Raw genomic sequence first — 21,464 nt, 5'->3', positions numbered from 1 at the left:
AAACAGTGTCATCATAGCTATCGCATTGTTAATATACTGTGAATTTACTCACATATTGAAAGCGGTTACATCGCGCAACGTTATGAGTTAGTGATCGGTGCCGCATTCTGCCGCAGCGCTACTGAATGACGACGCACCAGCGTTGGCATAAAACAATGCGACGCCTGCGGATCCAACGTGCCAGCCGCCCCCTGTAGCGCAAGCTCCGTCGCCATTTTTGCCATTGAGGCAATGGGATAGCGCACAGTGGTTAGCTGCGGATCGGTGTAACGTGCGATGGGAATATCATCGAAGCCAATGATAGAAAGGTGTAATGGAATAGCGATGCCGTTATCTTTTAGCGCGGTCAGTGCGCCTGCTGCCATATTGTCGTTATAAGCGAAGACCGCCGTCAGTTGTAAGTTACGCCCCAGCAATTCCACCATCGCGGACTCTCCGCCCTGCATATCGGGCGAACCGGTGCCGACCCAGCTTTCTGCCGCAACAATCCCCTGCTCTTGCAGGGCAGTTAACCACCCTTCTTTGCGCATGGCGTCATCTTCAATGCGGTGGCTTGATGCCAGATAACCTATGCGTTGATGACCATTATTTAGCAGCATTCGGGTAGCCATTTTGGCACCGCTGATGTTATCCAGGCAGACGCAACGGTGAGCATAACCCGGAACAAGGCGGTTGATCAGTACCATGCCGGGGATTTGATCCATAAACTCGGCCAGTTCCCGATCGCTCAGCGCTTTAGAGTGTACAATCAGCGCGTTACAGCGTTGGCGAATCAACACCTCAATGGCATGACGTTCTTTTTCCGCCTCATGGTAGCTGTTGCCAATCAGGACATACTTCTGATGCTGCTGGGCAACCATATCCACGGCTTTTACCAGCGCGCCAAAAAACGCATCTGATACATCCATGACGACAACACCAATCGTGTCGCTTACCTGCGTCGCCAGTGCTTGTGCGTTGGCATTAGGTCGATAGCCAAGCTGAGTGACTGCCTTCATTACCGCTTCACGCGTATCGGGACTCACCAGCGCACTGTTGTTCAGTACGCGGGAAACGGTCGCTACAGAAACGCCAGACTGCCGTGCCACATCACGAATGGTTACCATATTCACTGCCCTGTTTTAGATTGCGGCTGCCCGCAGACACCCCAGGCTGGGTATTTTGTCAGCACAATGAAACGGACTGCGTGAGTGATGTCACAGGAATGAAAGCGCTTACATCCATTTTGTTAATGAATGTGATCCAGATCGTTATCTGGATGTTCGCGGTAATGATGTCCCCGCAGCACGCAGGGTTAATTGACGCCACAGCCATTCCACCGGGCCCTGCCGGTAGAAACGCAGCCATATGACAGAGAAAAGTAAGTTAATCGCCCAGACAGGGATGACGAAAAACAGCAGCTCCAGCCGGTCAAATTTCATAAATAAACCGGCCTGATAAAACAACGTGGTGCAGATTAAGGTTTGTAACAGATAGTTGGTTAATGCCATGCGCCCCACACAGGCGATAGCAATGACCCATTTGAAGCGACTAAGCTGTGGCCAGAAACCAAACATCAGCGCAGCATAACCAATGGTTTGCAAAGGCGCCCCCAGCTCTCGCGGGGCTTGTAACAGGAAGGCACACCAGCGGTAGGCCCAGTCCAGATGCCACTGAGCGATGATAGCAGGCAGGTTAATCGCCATGCCGATAATAACCAGCAGAACGCCAGTGCGTCGATAATGCTGCAAACTGTACTGCCCTTTTAGCCAGCCGCTACGCATTAATGCCGCGCCGAGCAGCATCATCCCCGCCAGTTGCCAGCCATATTGCGCGCCTAACGCCAGCAAGCTATTGGACATCATATCCACGCGATTGCTGATTGCTTCCATTCCGCCGTTCACTTTCCAGTATTTTTCATACAGCAGCGCTGAAGCATCCGGCGTCCAGGCCCGGCTGGTTTCGCTCCCGGAGATCACACCCAACAGCAGCAATACACCAACGCCCGCCAAATAAAGCACCACGCCGGTGTTAAACAAGCTTTTCACCGACGGCGCATCCCGGATCAGCCGCCAGCAAATCAGGCCGATCAAGCCATATGCCAGCAGGATATCGCCATCCCAGAAGAGTAAACCGTGAATAAATCCCAACAGCACCAGCAACGTAAGCCGCGACTGGATCCAGCGTTTACCACGCGGGAGCAGCATTTGCAGACCAGCACCAAACAGCAGAGCAAACAGCGTGAGGAATTTTACCTGCGCGAAGAGATCGAGCAGCGCCCAGGTCCAGGCGTCAGATAAGGTAATGTCGCCATACCAGGCGGGGTTGAGATATGCCGCCTTCGGCAAGCCAAAGGCGCTAATATTGAGAAGCAGGATACCAAGAATGGCAACGCCACGAATAAAATCCAGCGTGACATTACGCTCCATGGTTCCTGTCCTAATCAGTTGTGATGACGTACTGCGCGCAGAAATTCCTGACGCGTGTTCTGGCTGGACTTAAACAATCCGCCAAGAGAAGTGGTGGTGGTCGCACTGGTCGCATCACGAATGCCGCGCGCTTTCACACAGTAATGCACCGCATCAATCGATACCGCCACATTATTCGTCCCGAGCAGCGTTTGCAGCGCGGTGAGAATTTGCTGGGTCAGACGTTCCTGTACCTGCGGACGCTGCGCAAAGAACTGCACAATGCGGTTAATCTTCGACAGACCAATGACCGAATCTTTCGGAATATACGCCACCGTCGCTTTGCCATCGATAGTGACAAAGTGGTGTTCGCAGGTGCTGGTCAGCGTGATATCGCGAACCGTGACCATCTCGTCCACCTTCATTTTGTTTTCAATGACGGTGATTTTCGGGAAGTTGGCGTAATCGAGGCCGGAGAAAATCTCATCGACATACATTTTCGCAATGCGATGCGGAGTTTCCATCAGACTGTCATCGCTCAAATCGAGATTGAGCAATTGCATAATCTCGGTCATATGGCCAGAGATAAGACGTTTGCGTGTTTCGTTATCCATCTCTTGCACGGGCGGGCGCAGCGGGGTTTCGAGACCACGCGCAACCAGCGCTTCATGAACCAGTGCCGCTTCTTTACTGAGTGATGACATTTCTTCTTCTCCTGCAGGTGGGGCGCCTCTGCCCTGCATGGGGCAAAGTTTTTAGGCTGTGTCACAGCCAGAACATTGTGCGTGAGGCGGCGCACATAATCCAGTATTCACCGTGATAATTATTGAAATTGGCACAGCCTTTCAGCGTTGCGGATTTCACTTGTCGTTCAGCCCGGTGACGTCGAGTGTTAATGTAAAGTTATATAGATGATGAAGTATGTTTGCTCAATGCGGAAGTGAAAGTTACTCACAGTGCTATGAATAATCTGTATTATGATGAGTTCGCAAACACATTCAGGTTCAACACAACAAGGAGCCACGCATGGAAATGCTTGAAGAGCACCGCTGTTTTGAAGGCTGGCAGCAACGCTGGCGTCACGACTCCGCCACGTTAAATTGCGCCATGACCTTCAGTATTTTTCTTCCACCACCCCGTGATAACGCCGCGCCTCCGGTGCTGTACTGGCTGTCGGGCCTGACCTGTAATGATGAAAACTTCACCACCAAAGCAGGCGCGCAGCGCATTGCAGCTGAGCTGGGTATTGTTCTCGTGATGCCGGACACCAGCCCGCGCGGCGAGCAGGTTGCCAACGATGATGGCTACGATTTAGGTCAAGGGGCCGGATTTTACCTCAATGCCACCCAGCAGCCGTGGGCAACGCATTTTCGTATGTATGACTATCTGCGTGATGAGCTTCCGGCACTGATTCAGTCGCAGTTTAACGTCAGCGATCGCTGCGCCATCAGCGGACACTCCATGGGCGGCCACGGCGCATTAATTATGGCGCTGAAAAATCCCGGGAGATACACCAGCGTTTCCGCCTTTGCGCCGATCGTAAACCCTTGTCGTGTTCCGTGGGGTGAGAAGGCTTTTAGCGCTTATCTGGGCGAAGATAAAACACAGTGGGCAGAGTGGGATAGCTGCGCGTTAATGCTGGCCAGCAAACCCGCAGACGCGATTCCGACGTTAATCGATCAGGGAGACAGCGATCAGTTTCTTGCCGATCAGTTGCAGCCCGCGGTACTGGCCGAAACTGCCCGTCAGACCGCATGGCCAATGACGCTACGCATCCAGCCTGGTTACGACCACAGCTATTACTTTATTGCGTCGTTTATTGAGGATCACCTGCGCTTCCACGCCCAGTATTTGCTGAAGTAATTCCTGAGTTGAGGGCGGAAGCCCTCTTCATTTCTCCATCATTCCTTCACTTTTTCTCCTTTTTTCTTCCCCCACTATCTTATTGATTAAAAAAGCATTTCACTCCAAACCATATCAAACACAAATGATTTCTATTATCATTTGTGTTTACAAATATTCATACTTTTGTACAATCCCCCCGCTTCTTTACTGAAAAGAGTCCTTAAAAGACAAATACATACAATTGTCATGGCCTTTCACATGACGCGCAGTTTGATTCATTTAAATGGAATGATACAAATGACTATACCTCACGTTAAGGCTGTAGCTGCCGCAGTATGCGTCGCCTGCCTCCCATCACTCGGCCATGCCGCTGAACAAGACACCGTGGTCGTTACCGCTACCGGTTTCGAGCAGAAAATTCAGGATGCCCCGGCTTCAATATCTGTTATTACCAAGCAGCAGATTGAGGACAAAGCCTATCGAGATGTCACCGATGCGCTAAAAGATGTCCCTGGCGTCGTCGTCACTGGCGGGGGGAGCAGCAGCGATATCAGTATTCGCGGTATGGCTTCGCAATACACGCTCTTCCTGGTCAACGGTAAACGCATCAGCACCCGCGGTACACGACCTAACAGCGATAACTCAGGTATTGAACAAGGCTGGTTACCGCCGCTGGAATCCATCGAGCGTATCGAAGTCATCCGTGGCCCAATGTCATCGCTTTACGGCTCCGATGCGATGGGTGGCGTTATTAACGTCATCACCAAAAAAGTGTCGAATACTAAAGCCTGGACCGGCTCTTTGCACGGCGATGCCACTTTCCAGGAAGACAGAGACTCCGGCGATATTTACCAGACCAACGCCTATGCGTCTGGACCACTGATTGACGGATTACTTGGCGCGAAGGTGACCGGATTATTCTCCCACCGCGCAGAAGATGAAATCGTAAATGGCTACAATGAACAGCGTATGCGTAGCGGGGGATTAACCCTGAACTTTACGCCAGATGATAAAAACGACATCGATTTCGATTACGCACGTGAATTGCAGGATCGCGACAGTACGCCAGGCAAATCCATGGCAGAGGAAAACTGCCGCAACGGAAGCTGTAAGCCCAACAGTAAAAGCGAAAGCAAGTATGTGCACACCACATATTCACTCACCCATAGCGGCTATTACGACGACTTCAACTCCACCAGCTATGTCCAGCAGGAAGAGACCGACAACCCTGGTCGCCAGATGAAGTCTTACAACACGATTTTCAATAACCAGAACCAGGTCTTCCTTGGGGCACACACCCTGACGCTAGGCGGGCAATACCGTTATGAAAAACTGCGCGATAACGGTAACCAGCTGCAAGCGGCTGATGGGCTTAACAAACTAACTCGCTGGAGCTGGGCGCTGTTTGCTGAAGATGAATGGGCCGTAACCGATACCTTCACGCTGACCGGCGGTCTGCGTATGGATAAGGATGAAAACTACGGTGACAACTGGACGCCACGCGGCTATGGCGTATGGCATCTGAGCGATCAGTGGACCTTAAAAGGTGGCGTTTCCGCGGGCTATCGTGCACCGGATCTGCGCCAGTCTTCTGCCAGTTGGGGACAGGTTACCGGCGGTGGTCGTCTGAACGGAATCATTGTCGGCAACCCGGATCTGAAGCCGGAGAAAAGCCTCAGCGAAGAGATCGGTTTACTGTGGGATAACGGCAACAACCTCAACGCAGGCGTTACATTGTTCAATACCGACTTTAAAAACAAAATCACCGAAGTTCGCCGTTGTAACAGCAGTTCCGATCCGGCCTGCACCATCGGCAATACGACTTATGACTTCGTCAGCGATCGCGTTAACGTCGATAAAGCCAATATGCGCGGCGTAGAATCCACCTTCGGCTGGAAAATAACCTCCGACGTCAACTGGACCGCGAACTACACCTACACGGAATCTGAGCAGAAAAGCGGTCAGTTCTCTGGCCAGCCGTTGAACAAAATGCCGAAGCATATGTTTAACACGACGCTGGACTGGCAGGCTACGCAGGATCTCGGTTTCTGGAGCCGTCTGAATCTGCGCGGGAAAACGTCTGAATACCTGAGCCGTACCTCAATGGCACAGGGCACCCCGTCCTATACTCAGGTCGACGTTGGTTTACGTTACTATGCTACCAAGGATCTTTTGATGACCGCTGGCGTGTATAACGTGCTGGATAAACAAATCGATTACGATACCTACGACACCGTCCTTGATGGACGTCGTTACACGGTTGGCATGACTTACAGCTTCTAAGTCTGACGCAATAAAAAACCCCGGTACTCATCATGCCGGGGTTTTTGTTATGCTTTTTTATACTGTTACTTCTTCACGCGACCCGGGAATTTCATTTCGCTGTAGCGAACAAAACGGGTTCCTTTGGTCAGCTTATAGCCAAACCAGATAATCAGGAACAGCGGGATACCGATATAGGTAGCCATCACGCCGCCCCAGTCAATGCTGTCTTTCAGGAACGCTTCGTAGTTCTGACCCAGGGTGATAATCAGGCACAGCACAAAGGCGAAGATCGGACCCAGCGGGAAGAAGCCAGAACGGTACGGCAGATCCTTCACATCGTGACCCTGCAGCACATAACCGCGACGGAAGCGATAGTGGCTAATAGCAATCCCCAGCCAGGCGATAAAGCCCGTCATCCCGGAAGTATTCAGCAGCCACAGATACACGGTCTGGTTGCCAAACATTGAAGTCAGGAAGCACAGCCCCGCCACCACGGTGGTCGCATACAGCGCGTTACGCGGTACGCCGCCACGAGACAGTTTACCGAAAATACGCGGTGCTTTACCGTCACATGCCAGGGTATAAAGCATACGCGTGGAGGCGTACATCCCGGAGTTACCTGCCGACAGCACCGCCGTCAGGATAACTGCGTTCATCACCGCTGCCGCAGACAGCAGACCCGCATGCTGGAATACCAGCGTGAACGGGCTAACGCTGATGTCTTTTACATCGTTACGCAGCAGGCTTGGATCGGTGTACGGAATGATCAGGCTGATAATCAAAATCGCGAACACATAGAACAGCAGGATTCGCCAGAATACCTGACGTACCGCACGTGGAATGTTCTTTTCAGGATCTTCAGATTCGCCAGCCGCGATACCGATAAGCTCTGTCCCCTGGAAGGAGAAGCCGACTATCATCGCCACGCCAATCATCGCAGCAAAACCACCGGCAAACGGTGCATCACCGGTCGTCCAGTTGCTCCAGCCCACCGGCTGAGCGCCTTTGAAGATACCGAAAATCATCATCACGCCAACCACGATGAAGATAATGACGGTGGTAACTTTGATCAGCGAGAACCAATATTCCGCTTCACCAAATCCGCGAACGGAAATGTAGTTCAGCAGGAAAATAACGCCGAGGAACAGCGCACTCCAGATCCAGCCCGGCGTGTCCGGGAACCACCAGCTCATCACCAGCTGTGCGGCCACCAGGTCAACGGCAATCGTTACCGCCCAGTTGTACCAGTAGTTCCAGCCCAGCGCGAAGCCAAAGCCCTCTTCTACGTAGTTCTGACCGTAGGTGGAAAACGAGCCGGAAACCGGCATATAGGCAGCCAGTTCACCGAGGCTGGTCATCAGGAAGTACACCATCAGACCGATCAGAATATAAGAGAACAACGCGCCGCCTGGACCCGCTGCAGAAATAGTTGCACCAGATGCAACGAAAAGACCTGTACCGATGGAGCCTCCAATGGCAATCATCGTCAGGTGACGCGCCTTCAGTTCACGACGTAGCGTGGGCGCTTCTGTGGTTTTAGTTTCGGAAACCATGTGAAAATGCTATCCATCCAAAAAATGAGGCGCGATTGTAGCAGACGAAATGGCATTCTTCCGGCACAAATACGCTGTTATAAGAGACCTTCATGACTGGCCGCGGATTATAAGTAAAGCAGAAAATATGCGGCGCACAGCGGTTAAGATATAACCGCCGTTCTATAAAGAGATGACCTTACGACAGTAAGCGCCCTATTCGCCCAGCTCGATCTGGTCGCTGTAATGCAAAAATCGCGTAATGGCATTGGAGATGTGTTTTTGCCTGTGATGCACGCGCCAGAGAGTACGGACTAAACGCGGCAGCGGCACGGGAACTTCGCTCAGTGTTCCCGCCTGCAGCTGCTCCGCAATGACCCGACGCGACAAGCAGCTGATCCCGAGACCATGACGTACCGCATGCTTAATGGCCTCTGAGTTACCCAACTCCATTGCCATCTGGAATCTCGGCAGATGAGACAACAGCAGGTAATCCACCAGTTCACGCGTACCGGATCCTCGCTCACGCAGGATCCACGGCGAAGCCGCCAGCTGTTCCAGCGTAACAGGCCCCTTTGTGAGCGGTGACGACGGTGCGGCAAACACCACCAGCTCGTCTTCCAGCCACGGTTCAGAGATAATTTCAGTACTGTGACACGGCCCTTCGATCAGCCCAATGTCTACCCGAAAATCAAGCACAGCATTGATCACATCCTGACTGTTACCCACGCTCAGCTCGAGCGGCAAATCAGGAAAATCCTGCCGATAGCGGGCGATCATAGCAGGCAAGATATAGTTACCAATGGTGCTACTGGCATAGACCCGAATGGCACCATTATCTTCACGAAAAAGCTGCTCGATTTCGGTCGTTTGCTCAAGTAACGCCAACGCTCGTGGGTAGAGCAAACGCCCGTGCTCATTGACCACTAGCCGTTTGCCGACGCGGTCAAACAGTTGCACGCCGAGTTGCCCTTCCAGATCGGTAAGTGCCGCACTCACCGCCGATTGCGACAATGCCAGCATGACAGACGCCTGGGTCGTTGAACCGCTTTTTAGTACCTCAGCAAACACTTCAAGTTGCCGCAAGGTGATATGCATAGTCGTTTTCCACCGGATATCCGTTACTTATACCCTAAATAATTCGAGTTGCAGGAAGGTGGCAAGAGAGAGACAAATTCGTCAGGAACGAATTTGACCAGCCAAAGGCTGGCCTCTGGTGAGGGACATGGATGTCCCTCATTAATCCCCGGGAGCGTACTTAAGTACGTGACTGGGGTGAACGAGCGCAGCCAACGCACATGCAACTTGAAGTATGACGGGTATACCACTTATATAGATTAATTATAAATATATAATCAATTTTATTTTTAAACCACTTCGCCGTACTCTTTTACCCAGATAAAGGAGAAGGATATGACAGAACTCACCTTGCAGACTCATCGTCGTACAGCGTGGCATTTTATTCCGGGGCTTGCCCTAAGTGCAGTTATCACTGGGGTCGCCTTATGGGGTGGATCCATTCCCGCCGTCGCAGGTGCCGGGTTCAGCGCCCTCACCTTAGCAATCTTGTTGGGGATGGTCCTCGGCAACACCGTCTATCCGCACATCTGGAAAAGCTGTGACGGCGGCGTGCTGTTTGCTAAACAACATTTATTACGTCTGGGGATCATCCTCTACGGCTTCCGCCTCACCTTCGCGCAAATTGCTGACGTCGGCGTCAGCGGTATCGTGATTGATGTGTTAACGCTGAGCAGTACCTTTTTGATTGCCTGCTTCCTGGGGCAGAAAGTGTTTGGTCTGGACCGCCACACCAGTTGGCTGATTGGTGCGGGGAGCAGCATTTGTGGGGCCGCCGCCGTGCTGGCAACCGAGCCGGTAGTGAAAGCGGAAGCCAGTAAGGTAACCGTCGCTGTCGCCACCGTGGTGATCTTCGGTACCATCGCTATCTTCCTGTATCCGGCAATGTATCCGCTGCTGGCACACTGGTTTAGCCCAGAAACCTACGGCATTTACATTGGTTCCACCATGCATGAAGTAGCACAGGTAGTGGCTGCCGGGCACGCCATTAACCCGGATGCAGAAAACGCCGCGGTTATTGCCAAAATGCTGCGTGTCATGATGCTGGCACCGTTCCTCATCCTCCTGGCCGCACGCGTTAAACAGTTGTCTCCGGCTACGGGCGGTGAGAAAAGCAAAATCACTATTCCATGGTTTGCCATCCTGTTCATTGTGGTCGCGATTTTTAACTCGTTCCACCTGCTGCCGCAGTCGGTTGTGAACATGCTGGTAACGCTGGATACCATTTTGCTGGCAATGGCGATGGCTGCACTGGGGTTAACCACTCACGTTAGCGCACTGAAAAAAGCCGGTGCCAAACCGTTACTGATGGCCCTGCTGCTGTTTGTCTGGCTGATTGTCGGTGGTGGTGCGATTAACGTCGCTGTCCACGCCCTGATGGCATAAACGATCACGACTCACCTCCATTAACCCGCTATACTCTCCCTTTTTGTATTTGAGTATGGCGGGTTAAATTTATGAAATACATCGGAGCGCACGTAAGCGCCGCTGGCGGTCTGGCTAACGCCGCTATTCGAGCCGCAGAAATCGAAGCGACCGCATTCGCCCTGTTCACCAAGAATCAGCGCCAGTGGCGTGCTGCGCCGCTAACCACCGAAATCATTGATGATTTCAAATCTGCCTGCGAGAAGTACCACTACACCTCCGCACAAATCCTGCCTCACGACAGTTATCTGATTAACCTCGGTCACCCGGTCAGCGATGCGCTGGAAAAATCACGTGATGCGTTTCTTGATGAAATGCAGCGCTGTGAACTGCTGGGCTTATCCCTGCTGAACTTTCACCCCGGCAGCCATTTGATGCAGATCCCGGAAGATGAATGTCTGGCGCGCATTGCCGAATCCATCAACATCGTCCTCGCTCAGACTCAGGGCGTTACGGCAGTTATCGAAAATACCGCCGGACAAGGTAGTAATCTGGGATTCAAGTTTGAGCACCTGGCCGCCATTATCGACGGCGTCGAAGATAAGTCCCGTGTTGGCGTTTGTATTGATACTTGCCACGCTTTCGCGGCGGGTTACGATTTGCGTTCCGCAGAAGAGTGCGAAAAGACGTTTGCGGAATTTGAACGCATTGTCGGTTTCAAGTATCTACGCGGTATGCACCTGAACGACGCCAAGAGCGCGTTTGGCAGTCGCGTTGACCGTCATCACAGCCTGGGTGAAGGTAATATTGGCCATGATGCCTTCCGTTGGATTATGAAGGATAATCGTTTTGACGGTATTCCGCTGGTACTGGAAACCATTAATCCGGATATATGGGCCGAAGAGATCGCCTGGCTGAAAGCCCAGCAAACAGAAAAAGCAGTGGCGTAACGATCTCCGCGCGCCAGACAAGCTGGCGCGTATCAAGTGAGCGTAACCAGATCCTCTGGCATATGGTTGTACAAAATCCGCCAGAAATGCTCTGCCGTTTTATTCAAACGGGTATCCATTCGGTAAATATAGGCCTGAATTGGCACCATCAACTCCGGCGTGTCCAGACAAACCAGGCGCTTATCCCGTAGTTCGTTCACGATCGTCCACGCTGGCAGCCAGGCGATACCATGACCATCCAATGCCATATTCTTCAATAGCTCACTCATCGAAGACATAAACAGCGTACGCGCTGAAATACTGCCCACCTCCGCCAGGTGACGGTTAACCAATCTTCCCATGTAGGAAGTGCTGGTATAGTTCAGAATCGGCACCTGCGGCTGATAGATATCAAACAACGCCTTACCCTGTGCATCCGCAGCACAGACGGGATACAGCTCAGACTCAAAAACCTTCAAGCCGCAGAAAGGCGACTGCATTAAGTCTTCATCGCGAAAGGAGATAATAAAATCACTTTTCCCCTCGCGCAGCGTATTCACCGCCTGGACTACATCAATCGCTTCGACGTGGTAAACAAATTCTTCGCCCCATGCCGACATTGAATGTACTAATCTGGGCAACATCGTCAGCGACAGAGAATGTGCCGCCGCTATTTTGATATTGGGAACGCCAAGCAGGTTGTGACCACTTAGCTCATCTAAATTGCATTCCAGCTGTTGTAGCAGGCTACGGGTCTGCGAATGAAATAACTTACCCTCCTCCGTCAGCTGCAGTGGACTTGTCGTACGGTCAAACAGCAGCACCCCAACAGCGGATTCTAGCGCCTTGATCCGCCGACTAAATGCCGGTTGGGATAGGTTGCGCTCCTCTGCGGCCTGAGAAAAATGACGACACGCTTCCAGCGTCAGAAAATCATATAACCATTTTGTCTCGATATTTTTCATGCCTGTCACGCGGATGTTTAAATATGTCGATTAGTCTTAAGCATCATGCCTGAATATTCCCGGAGATGATATTCAACATCAGCATCTGGTGATTCGTTTTTTGCATAATACCTTCGTTTTTGACATTAACATGTTTCTTTACCCATCGACCACGACCGCTCATCCACCGCTGAATGACGGGCCTCTGGCTGATTACCGGCCTGCCGAGGTGGTAAAAGACATCACGCTCATGCGTTTTTTGCATTGAACCAAACATTATTGCATTTCTCCTCACGACACTCTGCTGTTAAACATAAGCACCAGATAGACACCAGCTCTGAATATTAAATATCGGTAAATTAGAGGTATATATCGTGAAAGGTTTAATTGGCGTACTTGGTGGTATGGGGCCTGCTGCAACCGTCGATCTTTTTAATAAATTCGTCACCTTTACCGCAGCGCAACGCGATCAGGAACATATCCCATTAATTATTTCATCCATCCCTGATATTCCAGACCGAACTGATGCGTTAATGCATCATGGTCATTCCCCACTTCCGGCAATGCGTGATTATATGCACAAACTGGAAGATGCTGGTGCGGAGTGTATTGTGATCCCCTGTAATACCGCCCACTTTTGGTTTAATGAATTAAAAGAGTGCTGTCATACAGAGTTACTCAGTATCGTTGAAACAACCATGAATGAGGTCAAAAACTGCGGAAAATCACGTATCGGTTTACTTGCTACTAACGCCACCCTTTACATGGGACTCTACCAAAAAGGCATAGAATCTCTTGGTTTAACCTGCATCAGTCCTGATTCATCCGGTCAGGAAAAGGTCATGGAAAGTATTTATTGCTTAAAAGCCGGCGACCTTAAGCGGGCACAAACGCTGATGAATGAACAGGCTGAAGTGCTCTTCTCACGCGGCGCACAAATCATTGTACTGGGATGTACTGAAGTCCCCGTCATTCTTGCCGACGCAGTCAGAAAGTCTCCAGATAAATATATTGACTCAACCGGATCATTAGTTCGCGCCGGTATTAAATGGTACGAAAAACGAGTTGGCAAACATCATCTTCTGGCGCAATAACAGCCGTCACCAGATTAATAAAGCATTAAACAACCACTTATTTTAATAACAAATTATTCTCTGGCGGAGGCCATTATGGTTTGGTTAGAAATTATCGTCGTGTTGGGTGCAATATTTTTTGGTATCCGCCTCGGCGGAATAGGTATCGGTTTATGCGGTGGTCTGGGGCTGGCTATTTTAACGTTGGGATTTGATCTGCAAATTGGCTCGCCACCCGTTGACGTTATCCTCATTATTATGACAGTTGTCGTGGCAGCATCGGCGCTACAGGCCGCAGGAGGTATGGATTATCTGGTTCGCGTTGCCGGTAATTTCATGCGGCGTAACCCTAAATATATCAATATTATTGCACCGATTATCACCTGGTCGATGACCATTATGGCCGGAACAGGGTTCATTGTATTTTCTACCCTGCCAGTGATTGCCGAAGTCGCCAAAGAGTCCGGTATCCGCCCTTCTCGTACGCTCGCCGGATCCGTAGTCGCTTCCCAGGTGGCGATATCCGGTTCGCCGATCAGTGCCGCAATGGCGGCTATGCTGACCATTATGGAAGGCAACGGTATCACTTTTATTCAGGTCATGGCTGTATGTCTGCCAGCTTCGTTTGTCGCCGCGATGGTTGCCGCTTTTATCGCCTCACGTCAGGGATGCGAGCTACAGGATGATGAAGTCTATCTGGAACGCCTGCAAAAAGGATTAGTGCGTAAATATGAAGGGCAAAACAGCACTACGCCAGGTGCCAAACTCTCAGTCGCCCTGTTTATGCTGGCAACGGTCGTCATCGTTATTCTTGCCGCCTGCCCGCAGCTACGCCCTGGATTCGATGCAGGCAACCCAATGAATACCCGGGATATCATCATTATCTGTATGCTGGCTGCCGCTTGCCTGATGGTGGTGTTATGCAAAACATCAACCGATGCTATTGTCCTGACATCCACGTTTCGATCGGGGATGAGTTCACTGGCGGTCATTCTCGGGATTGTTACACTGGGAACGACCTTTATTGATGCCCACTTAGCGGAGATTAAAGATATCGCAGGCGATATTCTACGGGCTTACCCCATGCTGTTGGCACTGGTGTTGTTTGGTACCTGCGCGCTTCTTTACTCGCAAGGCGCCACCACGCCGCTGATCATCCCTCTGGCCGTTGCGCTCGGCGTGCCTACATGGGCAATTCTGGCCTCCTATGTGGCGGTAACCGGGGTGTTTGTTCTACCAACATACCCGACTTCGCTGGCGGCAATGGAGTTCGACACCACAGGGACAACGCGCGTGGGCAAGTATGTCTTAAACCATCCGTTTATGCTGCCAGGTCTGGGTGGGATCATTGCTGGCGTTGCCTTTGGTTTTATCATCGCGCCAATGATTGCCTGACCCGTTTTATTAAGGCTGGATGGATTATTGTGGCGATGCTGCAACGGTGTAGGTAAATGCATAAAAAAGGGGCAGAGAATTCTCTGCCCCTGGTATTGACGTTAAATCAGGCCGCCTTTGCCACAACCTCAGCTTCCGGGCGCTTCAGCACCGCGTAGGAGAGACCGGCTACCAACGTACCAGCAATAATTGCCAGCAGGTATCCCAACACCGGCGTGATTGCGCCTGGGATTAACAGGACAAACAGCCCGCCGTGTGGCGCCATCAGCTTCGCACCCACCGCCATCGAGATAGCCCCGGTAATCGCACCACCAACGATACAGCAAGGCAGAACGCGCATTGGGTCACGGGCAGCGAACGGGATTGCCCCTTCGGTGATAAAGCACAGGCCCAGTACCAGGGCAGCTTTGCCGCCTTCCTGCTGCGCTTTGTCGAACTTACGACGCGCAACCAGCGTTGCCAGACCCAGGGCCAGCGGAGGTACCATACCCGCAGCCATGATGGCCGCCATCGGCGCATAAGTTTGCGTACTCAGCAGACCCACACCGAAAGCATACGCCGCCTTGTTAACCGGACCACCCATGTCGGTACACATCATGCCGCCAAGAATCGCGCCAAGCAGCACCGCATTGGCCGTACCCATGGTTTGCAGCCAGTGAGTCAAACCTTCCAGAATACCCGCCACCGGTTTGCCGATCAGGTAAATCATGGCCAGACCAACCACCAGGCTTGAGAACAGCGGAATGATCAGGATCGGTTTCAGCGCTTCCATACTCTGCGGGAGTTTCAGCTTCGTGCTGATAAGCTTCGCCACATAACCGGCAAGGAAACCAGCAATAATCCCGCCAATAAATCCGGAACCGGTGCTTACCGCCAGCATACCTCCGATAAGACCCGGCGTCAGACCCGGACGATCAGCGATGGAAAACGCGATATAACCTGCCAGTACCGGCACCATCAGCGCGAAGGCTGAACCACCGCCAATCTGCATCAGCGCCGCCGCCAGCGTCCCCTGCTCTTTAAACGCTTCGATACCAAAAGCGAACGAGAGTGCAATACACAGACCGCCAGCAACCACCATCGGCAGCATGTAAGAGACGCCCGTCAGCAGGTGACGATACGCCCCCGCGCTCTCTTTCTTACTTTCGGTTGCTGAAGTCTGCGCTTTACCGGTTGGCTGGTACGGTGTTGCTTCTTCCAGCGCTTTGTCCAGCTCCTGCTTGGTTTTCTTCAACGCAAGACCGGTAGAGGTGCGGTACATCGGTTTGCCGGCAAACTTCGCCAGATCAACTTCAATGTCAGCGGCCACAATCACCAGATCAGCCTGAGCCACTTCTTCCGGCGTAATGGCATTACCTGCGCCAACAGAACCTCGGGTTTCAACCTTCACCCACCAGCCACGTTTTTTCGCTTCAGTTTCAATCGCTTCAGCGGCCATAAACGTATGAGCAACACCGGTCGGACACGCCGTCACCGCCACCACGCGTTTTGGACCACTGCTGGCCACAGGTGCTGTTGCAACCGGGGCGCTGTAGGGTTTTGCATGGCCTTTAGCTTCGCTGAGGAAGAGTTCAGGATGCGCAACCGCACGACCAATGTCGCCCAGCCAGACTTTTTTGCCGTTCAGCGAACTGTCGGCAGGAAGCGTATCGCCCAGAACAATTGCCAGTTCGGCATCATTCGGATTATCAATAATTTCCAGATGTGCTTTCTGTGCCGCCGCTCCAAGCAGGGTTTTCGCCATGTAAGCGCGAGCCTGGCCGAGATTAGCGTCAATAATCAGCAGCGTTTTCATTATGCCTCTCCTGCTGTCAGTTAAACGGTTTTAAGTCGACACGCGCCATCATTGCGGCCAACTGAGGACGATCGGTAATGCCTACATTACTTTGGCTTACCGCCAGGGCGGCAACAGCCGTCGCCAGACGCAGGGTATGTTCGCTGGACTCACGCATCAGCAGACCGTAAATCAGACCGCCAACCATTGAATCACCCGCGCCGACGGTGCTGACCACCTCAACTGACGGCGGTTTAGCAATCCACTCACCTGAGGCGTTAACCCACAGCGCACCTTCTGCGCCGAGTGAAATCACCACATGAGCGATCCCCTGTTCACGCAGCGCATGCGCCGCTTCAATCACATCTTTCATTTCCGGCAGCTTACGACCGGCCCAGATTTCCAGTTCGCGACGGTTTGGCTTCACCAGCCATGGTGCCGCTTTCAGACCTGCTACCAACGCTTCACGACTACTATCAAAGATAATGCAAGGACACTGACTACGCAGGCGCGTCATCCAGTCGGTGAAGGCTTCCGGGCTCACGCCGGTTGGCAAACTGCCGCTGACGCACACCATGTCGAACTGGCCCAGCCAGCTCAGCGAATCATTCACAAAGCGTTCCCAGTCAGCCGGGGTGACTTCAAAGCCGGAGAAGTTGAAGTCAGATACTTCACCGTCTTTTTCGGTCAGCTTGACGTTAATACGGGTACGGCCCTGCACGACCTGAAAACGGTTGGCAATGCCCAGCTCGCTGAACAACTGCTGAAAACCATCCTGGTTGTCTTTGCCCAGGAAGCCGCCCACAGTGACATCGATACCTAAATCCTTCAAAACCTTAGCGACGTTGATCCCTTTCCCTGCCGCATGCAGACCGGTGGTTTTAACCAGGTTCACTTCACCGCGTTCAATTTCCGGGCAGAAGCCCACCAGGTCGTAGGCCGGGTTAAGGGTGATAGTAGCAACACGTCTGCTCATTACGCGCCCTCCCCAAGACCTGCCGCGATGGCTTCGCCAATCGCCTTCAGCGCCTGTTCAGCATCTTCGCCCTGTGCAGTAAAGCGCAGGTGATGTCCTTTCTTCACGCCTAACGCCACAACTTTCATCAGACTGCGTCCATTCGCCGGCTTGCCGGTTCCATCAAGATTTGTCACGGTAATTTCACTGTTAAATTGTTTAATCGTATTCACCAGCATGGTGCCCGGGCGGGCATGTAAACCATGCTCATTGCGCACAATAAATTCGGCGCTCAGTACATCATCAGTTAAGGCATCATCGCTGGTCAGCAGCGCCAGCACCGTTGCCGCATCAGCTTTCAACAAACGGTCAGCTTTATTATTCAGCAGCAGATCGCCAAGGCGCTTCAGCACCGCAACCGGTTGATCGTCATTCATGGCGACGGTCACCAACAGGGCGGCAACTTCACCTTGTACATCGAACGCTGTTGCTGCACGGCTGACCGCAACGGCGCTACGCACGTTACCTTCAGCACAGTCATTCAGCCAGATCCCCTGACCAAGATTCATCGGCTGCTCATTGATTGCTCTGGCCACAAAGGTGGCGTCAACCGCACCGACTTCTTTCAGCCGTGCCGCGTTGAGTGCCTGCAGCGTCACCAGCGAGTTGGCCACGACATCCAGCGACAGCGTTTCGTTATCAAGCTTCAGCTGTTCACTTTGCTTTTCACCCATCAGCAGCGCACGCAGTTCTTCCGCCGTGGTCGCAGATTTCAGCTGTTCAGCGACGGAGTCATCGCTCAGCACGTGTGTCAGCTGACGCAGTAAACCGAGGTGTTCATCAGAGCTTGCGGCTATACCGATTGCCACATAAGCAACCTGCCCTTCGCCCCAGGTCACGCCTTGCGGAAACTGAAATACCTGCACACCGGTTTTCAGTACCTGATCGCGCGTGTCCGTCGTACCGTGAGGAATCGCAATACCGTTGCCGAGGAACGTGGACGTCTGTTTTTCGCGCGCCAGCATGCCATCGACGTAGCCTTCCGCGACGTTACCCGCCTGCACTAAGGCAGCGGCAACCTGGCGAATAGCCTCTTCTTTATTCCCGGCCTGTTCGCCCGGGTGAATATCCTGAACAGATAACTGGAACATGATTCTCCTCTCCCGCTGAATTGAAACGATTCAGCCAACATAAGAAAAAAGGCGTCACCCGACTCCATCAGTTAAGGCAAGATGACGCTGAAACGTTTCAAGAAGTCTTGCTCTTTTTTCTTCAGCACACAAGTAAAGTTGACAAATTACTTGCTGAATTTAGAGATAACGCACATTTTCTCTGCGAAGGAGAAAAAAATGCTGACGCAAAAACGCCGTCAGCTTGTCAGATTCAGCAACGTCAGCAAACAGCAGTCTTTGACTGAAATGCTATTTTGATTTTTGATGCCGATTTTGATTTGGCTCCCTGTTTATTTTCTGACAAGCGGCGTAAACTCCGCGTCTCTTCACATCATTGATATCAAAACATGCATAACACCCCCGTAGCCGCCACACCCAAGGCGTTTGATTTAACGTCTTCGGCGTTCCTGCTTGTCGCATTTCTGACGGGTATCGCCGGTGCGTTGCAGACGCCAACGCTCAGCCTTTTTCTGACGGATGAAGTCCACGCCCGTCCCGGCATGGTCGGGTTCTTTTTTACCGGTAGCGCTGTGATCGGTATTCTGGTAAGTCAGTTTCTGGCCGGACGTTCAGATAGAAAAGGCGATCGCAAGAACCTGATTGTGTTTTGCTGCGTGCTGGGGATGCTGGCCTGCGTGCTGTTCGCCTGGAACCGTAATTATTTTATCTTGCTGTTTGTCGGGGTATTCCTCAGCAGCTTTGGATCGACCGCCAACCCGCAAATGTTTGCTCTCGCCCGTGAACACGCCGACCGCACAGGTCGGGAAGCCGTCATGTTCAGCTCAATATTACGTGCGCAGGTTTCGCTAGCCTGGGTAATTGGCCCGCCGCTGGCCTACGCGCTGGCCATGGGATTCAGCTTTACGGTGATGTATCTCAGCGCGGCGGTGGCGTTTGTTGTCTGCGGCGTAATGGTCTGGCTGTTTTTACCCTCAATGAGTAAAAACGTGCCTCTCGCGACAGGCGCAGTTGAGGCCCCGCGCCGCAATCGACGCGACACGTTGCTGCTGTTTGTTATCTGCACATTAATGTGGGGAACCAATAGTCTCTATATCATTAATATGCCGCTGTTTATCATCAACGAACTGCATCTGCCGGAAAAACTGGCGGGCATCATGATGGGTACCGCAGCCGGACTGGAAATCCCAACCATGTTGATTGCTGGCTATTTTGCAAAGCGTCTGGGTAAACGTCTGTTGATGAGAATTGCCGTCGTTGCCGGATTCTTCTTTTATGCTGGTATGCTGCTGGCTCACTCTCCGGCGATATTGCTTGGCTTACAGCTGCTGAACGCGATTTACATCGGTATTCTCGGCGGGATTGGTATGCTCTATTTCCAGGACCTGATGCCGGGACAGGCGGGTTCAGCCACCACCCTCTATACGAATACCATTCGCGTGGGCTGGATTATTGCTGGATCGCTGGCGGGGATTGCCGCTGAAATTTGGAACTATCACGCGGTGTTCTGGTTTGCACTGGTGATGATCGTCGCCACCGTCGCGTGCCTGGCACGCATCAAGGACGTTTAAGGCGCGGTTAGCGCTTCAAGCTCGATGAGATAAACCATGGCCTGGTGCGTCGTCCGCCCGCACATTTCCGCACTAGGCTGTAAACCGCCGCACACCTTTGGTCGTAGCGGCGACGCAAAAATTTTGCAACGCAGGGATTCATCCAACTGAACGCATGGCGTATTAGCGGGCTTGCCATCAGGCATACCGGGGATGGGACTGGAGATTGAAGGCGCGGTGCAGCATGCACCACAATCCGGACGGCATTCCATATAGTACTCTCTTTATCGTAAACCATCGGATTGTGCGGAAAGGGCACAGTACCACCTTTTTTGCACCAGCAAAAGCATGAATTCCGCTTGCCTGAATGCCCCGGCGCGAGTAGTTTTACGCGATATTTTAGACACTCCTCACTACAGGATTTTTTCGATGCCAAGAGCGAACGAAATTAAAAAAGGTATGGTACTGAACTACAACGGCAAACTGCTGATTGTAAAAGATATCGATATTCAATCACCGTCTGCACGTGGTGCTGCCACGCTGTACAAAATGCGTTTTTCTGATGTGCGTACCGGTCTGAAAGTTGAAGAGCGCTTCAAAGGCGACGATATCGTGGATACCGTCACTCTGAGCCGTCGTGGCGTTGATTTTTCCTACGTCGATGGCAACGAATACATCTTTATGGATAAAGAAGACTATACCCCGTATACCTTCACCAAAGACCAGATTGAAGAAGAGCTGCTGTTCATGCCGGAAGGCGGTATGCCGGATATGCAGGTACTGACCTGGGACGGCCAACTGCTGGCGCTTGAACTGCCGCAGACTGTAGACCTGGAAATCGTTGAAACCTCACCGGGTATTAAAGGTGCTTCAGCGAGTGCGCGCAACAAGCCAGCTACCCTGAGCACTGGTCTGGTGATCCAGGTTCCTGAGTATCTGAGTGCGGGTGAAAAAATCCGTATTCATATCGAAGAACGTCGCTATATGGGCCGTGCAGATTAAGCTCCTGTCGTTACAGGTGAACCAAAGATAATGACATGTTGTCTCTGGCAAAATGTTCCGTTCACTTTAGTGATATCACTTCTCTGAAACGATACTGCCTGTGAACGTGTTAAGGGTACTATCGCCGTACCCTTAACAATCCCGGCTCCCGTCGGGAAAATTGTTGCTACGCAATACCCTCCGCTTTTTCCTTCAGGCTATCGGGCCGGGCGCGAGGTAGCGTCCCTGCAAAGCGCGCCCT

19 protein-coding genes are annotated in these 21,464 nt (G+C 52.1%); 8 read left to right on the top strand and 11 right to left on the bottom strand.

What is annotated here, in order from left to right:
* Nucleotides 1-80: 80 nt before the first annotated feature.
* The 3 genes from galS to folE all read right to left on the bottom strand — a co-directional run bounded on the left by galS (nt 81) and on the right by folE (nt 3,091).
* Complete coding sequence (galS, locus tag SK35_RS08370) at nt 81-1,106, bottom strand: HTH-type transcriptional regulator GalS (protein WP_020996668.1); 1,026 nt, start codon at nt 1,104-1,106, stop codon at nt 81-83.
* A 144-nt stretch (nt 1,107-1,250) separates the two neighbouring features.
* Nucleotides 1,251-2,408, bottom strand: coding sequence for a DUF418 domain-containing protein YeiB (gene yeiB / locus SK35_RS08365; RefSeq protein ID WP_048215912.1), 1,158 nt, complete (start codon nt 2,406-2,408; stop codon nt 1,251-1,253).
* A gap of 14 nt (nt 2,409-2,422) precedes the next feature.
* Nucleotides 2,423-3,091, bottom strand: a complete 669-nt coding sequence (gene folE, locus SK35_RS08360; RefSeq protein WP_003027410.1) for a GTP cyclohydrolase I FolE — start codon at nt 3,089-3,091, stop codon at nt 2,423-2,425.
* A 322-nt stretch (nt 3,092-3,413) separates the two neighbouring features.
* Between folE and fghA the strand changes: the two genes are divergently transcribed.
* Both fghA and SK35_RS08350 read left to right on the top strand, forming a co-directional pair.
* The gene (gene fghA / locus SK35_RS08355) at nt 3,414-4,250 is read left to right on the top strand and encodes an S-formylglutathione hydrolase (RefSeq protein WP_008785267.1); all 837 of its coding nucleotides are present in this window, start codon (nt 3,414-3,416) and stop codon (nt 4,248-4,250) included.
* Between the two features lie 279 nt (nt 4,251-4,529).
* Nucleotides 4,530-6,515, top strand: a complete 1,986-nt coding sequence (locus SK35_RS08350; RefSeq protein ID WP_048215911.1) for a ligand-gated channel protein — start codon at nt 4,530-4,532, stop codon at nt 6,513-6,515.
* Nucleotides 6,516-6,580: 65 nt separating this feature from the next.
* Here SK35_RS08350 and lysP read toward each other — a convergent pair whose 3' ends face one another.
* Nucleotides 6,581-8,050, bottom strand: coding sequence for a lysine-specific permease (lysP, locus tag SK35_RS08345; protein WP_003834517.1), 1,470 nt, complete (start codon nt 8,048-8,050; stop codon nt 6,581-6,583).
* A 195-nt stretch (nt 8,051-8,245) separates the two neighbouring features.
* Nucleotides 8,246-9,127 carry a DNA-binding transcriptional regulator YeiE gene (gene yieE / locus SK35_RS08340; protein WP_048215910.1) on the bottom strand — a complete coding sequence of 294 codons (882 nt, stop codon included), beginning with the start codon at nt 9,125-9,127 and terminating at the stop codon, nt 8,246-8,248.
* Nucleotides 9,128-9,442: 315 nt separating this feature from the next.
* On the opposite strand from yieE, the gene SK35_RS08335 reads away from it, so the two are divergent.
* Nucleotides 9,443-10,492 carry a YeiH family protein gene (locus SK35_RS08335; protein ID WP_008785269.1) on the top strand — a complete coding sequence of 350 codons (1,050 nt, stop codon included), beginning with the start codon at nt 9,443-9,445 and terminating at the stop codon, nt 10,490-10,492.
* Between the two features lie 71 nt (nt 10,493-10,563).
* The gene (nfo, locus tag SK35_RS08330; RefSeq protein WP_008785270.1) at nt 10,564-11,421 is read left to right on the top strand and encodes a deoxyribonuclease IV; all 858 of its coding nucleotides are present in this window, start codon (nt 10,564-10,566) and stop codon (nt 11,419-11,421) included.
* Between the two features lie 32 nt (nt 11,422-11,453).
* Here the strand turns inward: nfo and hypT are convergent, their stop codons facing one another.
* Nucleotides 11,454-12,365: a hypochlorite stress DNA-binding transcriptional regulator HypT gene (gene hypT, locus SK35_RS08325; RefSeq protein WP_020996669.1), complete on the bottom strand. Its 912-nt coding sequence runs from the start codon at nt 12,363-12,365 to the stop codon at nt 11,454-11,456.
* A gap of 43 nt (nt 12,366-12,408) precedes the next feature.
* Nucleotides 12,409-12,621, bottom strand: coding sequence for a hypothetical protein (locus SK35_RS08320; protein ID WP_048215909.1), 213 nt, complete (start codon nt 12,619-12,621; stop codon nt 12,409-12,411).
* A 97-nt stretch (nt 12,622-12,718) separates the two neighbouring features.
* Here SK35_RS08320 and SK35_RS08315 point away from each other — a divergent pair, with 97 nt between their 5' ends.
* Nucleotides 12,719-13,438 (top strand): aspartate/glutamate racemase family protein, encoded by a 720-nt coding sequence (locus SK35_RS08315; RefSeq protein ID WP_020996671.1) that lies wholly within the window; start codon nt 12,719-12,721, stop codon nt 13,436-13,438.
* A 75-nt stretch (nt 13,439-13,513) separates the two neighbouring features.
* A complete protein-coding gene (locus SK35_RS08310) occupies nt 13,514-14,812 on the top strand; it encodes an anaerobic C4-dicarboxylate transporter (protein WP_008785273.1) in 1,299 nt (432 codons plus the stop codon).
* A 106-nt stretch (nt 14,813-14,918) separates the two neighbouring features.
* Here the strand turns inward: SK35_RS08310 and fruA are convergent, their stop codons facing one another.
* The 3 genes from fruA to fruB are packed head-to-tail and all read right to left on the bottom strand — an operon-like array spanning nt 14,919 to nt 18,692.
* Nucleotides 14,919-16,607, bottom strand: a complete 1,689-nt coding sequence (fruA, locus tag SK35_RS08305) for a PTS fructose transporter subunit IIBC (protein WP_048215908.1) — start codon at nt 16,605-16,607, stop codon at nt 14,919-14,921.
* A 16-nt stretch (nt 16,608-16,623) separates the two neighbouring features.
* The gene (gene fruK / locus SK35_RS08300; protein ID WP_003834544.1) at nt 16,624-17,562 is read right to left on the bottom strand and encodes a 1-phosphofructokinase; all 939 of its coding nucleotides are present in this window, start codon (nt 17,560-17,562) and stop codon (nt 16,624-16,626) included.
* Nucleotides 17,562-18,692 carry a fused PTS fructose transporter subunit IIA/HPr protein gene (gene fruB, locus SK35_RS08295; RefSeq protein WP_048215907.1) on the bottom strand — a complete coding sequence of 377 codons (1,131 nt, stop codon included), beginning with the start codon at nt 18,690-18,692 and terminating at the stop codon, nt 17,562-17,564. Before fruB ends, fruK begins: the two co-directional genes overlap by 1 nt.
* 368 nt (nt 18,693-19,060) lie before the next feature.
* Between fruB and setB the strand changes: the two genes are divergently transcribed.
* Nucleotides 19,061-20,242: a sugar efflux transporter SetB gene (gene setB, locus SK35_RS08290; RefSeq protein ID WP_003834548.1), complete on the top strand. Its 1,182-nt coding sequence runs from the start codon at nt 19,061-19,063 to the stop codon at nt 20,240-20,242.
* Here setB and SK35_RS08285 read toward each other — a convergent pair.
* The gene (locus SK35_RS08285) at nt 20,239-20,493 is read right to left on the bottom strand and encodes a YkgJ family cysteine cluster protein (RefSeq protein ID WP_008785278.1); all 255 of its coding nucleotides are present in this window, start codon (nt 20,491-20,493) and stop codon (nt 20,239-20,241) included. The genes setB and SK35_RS08285 overlap by 4 nt on opposite strands.
* Nucleotides 20,494-20,650: 157 nt before the next feature.
* Here SK35_RS08285 and yeiP point away from each other — a divergent pair, with 157 nt between their 5' ends.
* On the top strand, nt 20,651-21,223 hold the full coding sequence (gene yeiP, locus SK35_RS08280; RefSeq protein ID WP_003027452.1) for an elongation factor P-like protein YeiP: 573 nt from the start codon (nt 20,651-20,653) through the stop codon (nt 21,221-21,223).
* Nucleotides 21,224-21,464: the final 241 nt, after the last annotated feature.

Origin of the sequence: Citrobacter sp. MGH105 (genome assembly GCF_001037485.2) — a bacterium.
GTDB classification, from domain to species: domain Bacteria; phylum Pseudomonadota; class Gammaproteobacteria; order Enterobacterales; family Enterobacteriaceae; genus Citrobacter; species Citrobacter portucalensis.
The sequence above is the reverse complement of the archived record's forward strand: the minus strand, read 5'-3'. Positions and strand labels throughout refer to the sequence as shown.

What these genes read in the sequence shown, in the direction of transcription:
- galS (WP_020996668.1), bottom strand. Translation starts at nt 1,106, where the DNA reads ATGGTAACCATTCGTGATGTGGCACGGCAGTCTGGCGTTTCTGTAGCG.
- yeiB (WP_048215912.1), bottom strand. Translation starts at nt 2,408, where the DNA reads ATGGAGCGTAATGTCACGCTGGATTTTATTCGTGGCGTTGCCATTCTT.
- folE (WP_003027410.1), bottom strand. Translation starts at nt 3,091, where the DNA reads ATGTCATCACTCAGTAAAGAAGCGGCACTGGTTCATGAAGCGCTGGTT.
- fghA (WP_008785267.1), top strand. Translation starts at nt 3,414, where the DNA reads ATGGAAATGCTTGAAGAGCACCGCTGTTTTGAAGGCTGGCAGCAACGC.
- SK35_RS08350 (WP_048215911.1), top strand. Translation starts at nt 4,530, where the DNA reads ATGACTATACCTCACGTTAAGGCTGTAGCTGCCGCAGTATGCGTCGCC.
- lysP (WP_003834517.1), bottom strand. Translation starts at nt 8,050, where the DNA reads ATGGTTTCCGAAACTAAAACCACAGAAGCGCCCACGCTACGTCGTGAA.
- yieE (WP_048215910.1), bottom strand. Translation starts at nt 9,127, where the DNA reads ATGCATATCACCTTGCGGCAACTTGAAGTGTTTGCTGAGGTACTAAAA.
- SK35_RS08335 (WP_008785269.1), top strand. Translation starts at nt 9,443, where the DNA reads ATGACAGAACTCACCTTGCAGACTCATCGTCGTACAGCGTGGCATTTT.
- nfo (WP_008785270.1), top strand. Translation starts at nt 10,564, where the DNA reads ATGAAATACATCGGAGCGCACGTAAGCGCCGCTGGCGGTCTGGCTAAC.
- hypT (WP_020996669.1), bottom strand. Translation starts at nt 12,365, where the DNA reads ATGAAAAATATCGAGACAAAATGGTTATATGATTTTCTGACGCTGGAA.
- SK35_RS08320 (WP_048215909.1), bottom strand. Translation starts at nt 12,621, where the DNA reads ATGTTTGGTTCAATGCAAAAAACGCATGAGCGTGATGTCTTTTACCAC.
- SK35_RS08310 (WP_008785273.1), top strand. Translation starts at nt 13,514, where the DNA reads ATGGTTTGGTTAGAAATTATCGTCGTGTTGGGTGCAATATTTTTTGGT.
- fruA (WP_048215908.1), bottom strand. Translation starts at nt 16,607, where the DNA reads ATGAAAACGCTGCTGATTATTGACGCTAATCTCGGCCAGGCTCGCGCT.
- fruK (WP_003834544.1), bottom strand. Translation starts at nt 17,562, where the DNA reads ATGAGCAGACGTGTTGCTACTATCACCCTTAACCCGGCCTACGACCTG.
- fruB (WP_048215907.1), bottom strand. Translation starts at nt 18,692, where the DNA reads ATGTTCCAGTTATCTGTTCAGGATATTCACCCGGGCGAACAGGCCGGG.
- setB (WP_003834548.1), top strand. Translation starts at nt 19,061, where the DNA reads ATGCATAACACCCCCGTAGCCGCCACACCCAAGGCGTTTGATTTAACG.
- SK35_RS08285 (WP_008785278.1), bottom strand. Translation starts at nt 20,493, where the DNA reads ATGGAATGCCGTCCGGATTGTGGTGCATGCTGCACCGCGCCTTCAATC.
- yeiP (WP_003027452.1), top strand. Translation starts at nt 20,651, where the DNA reads ATGCCAAGAGCGAACGAAATTAAAAAAGGTATGGTACTGAACTACAAC.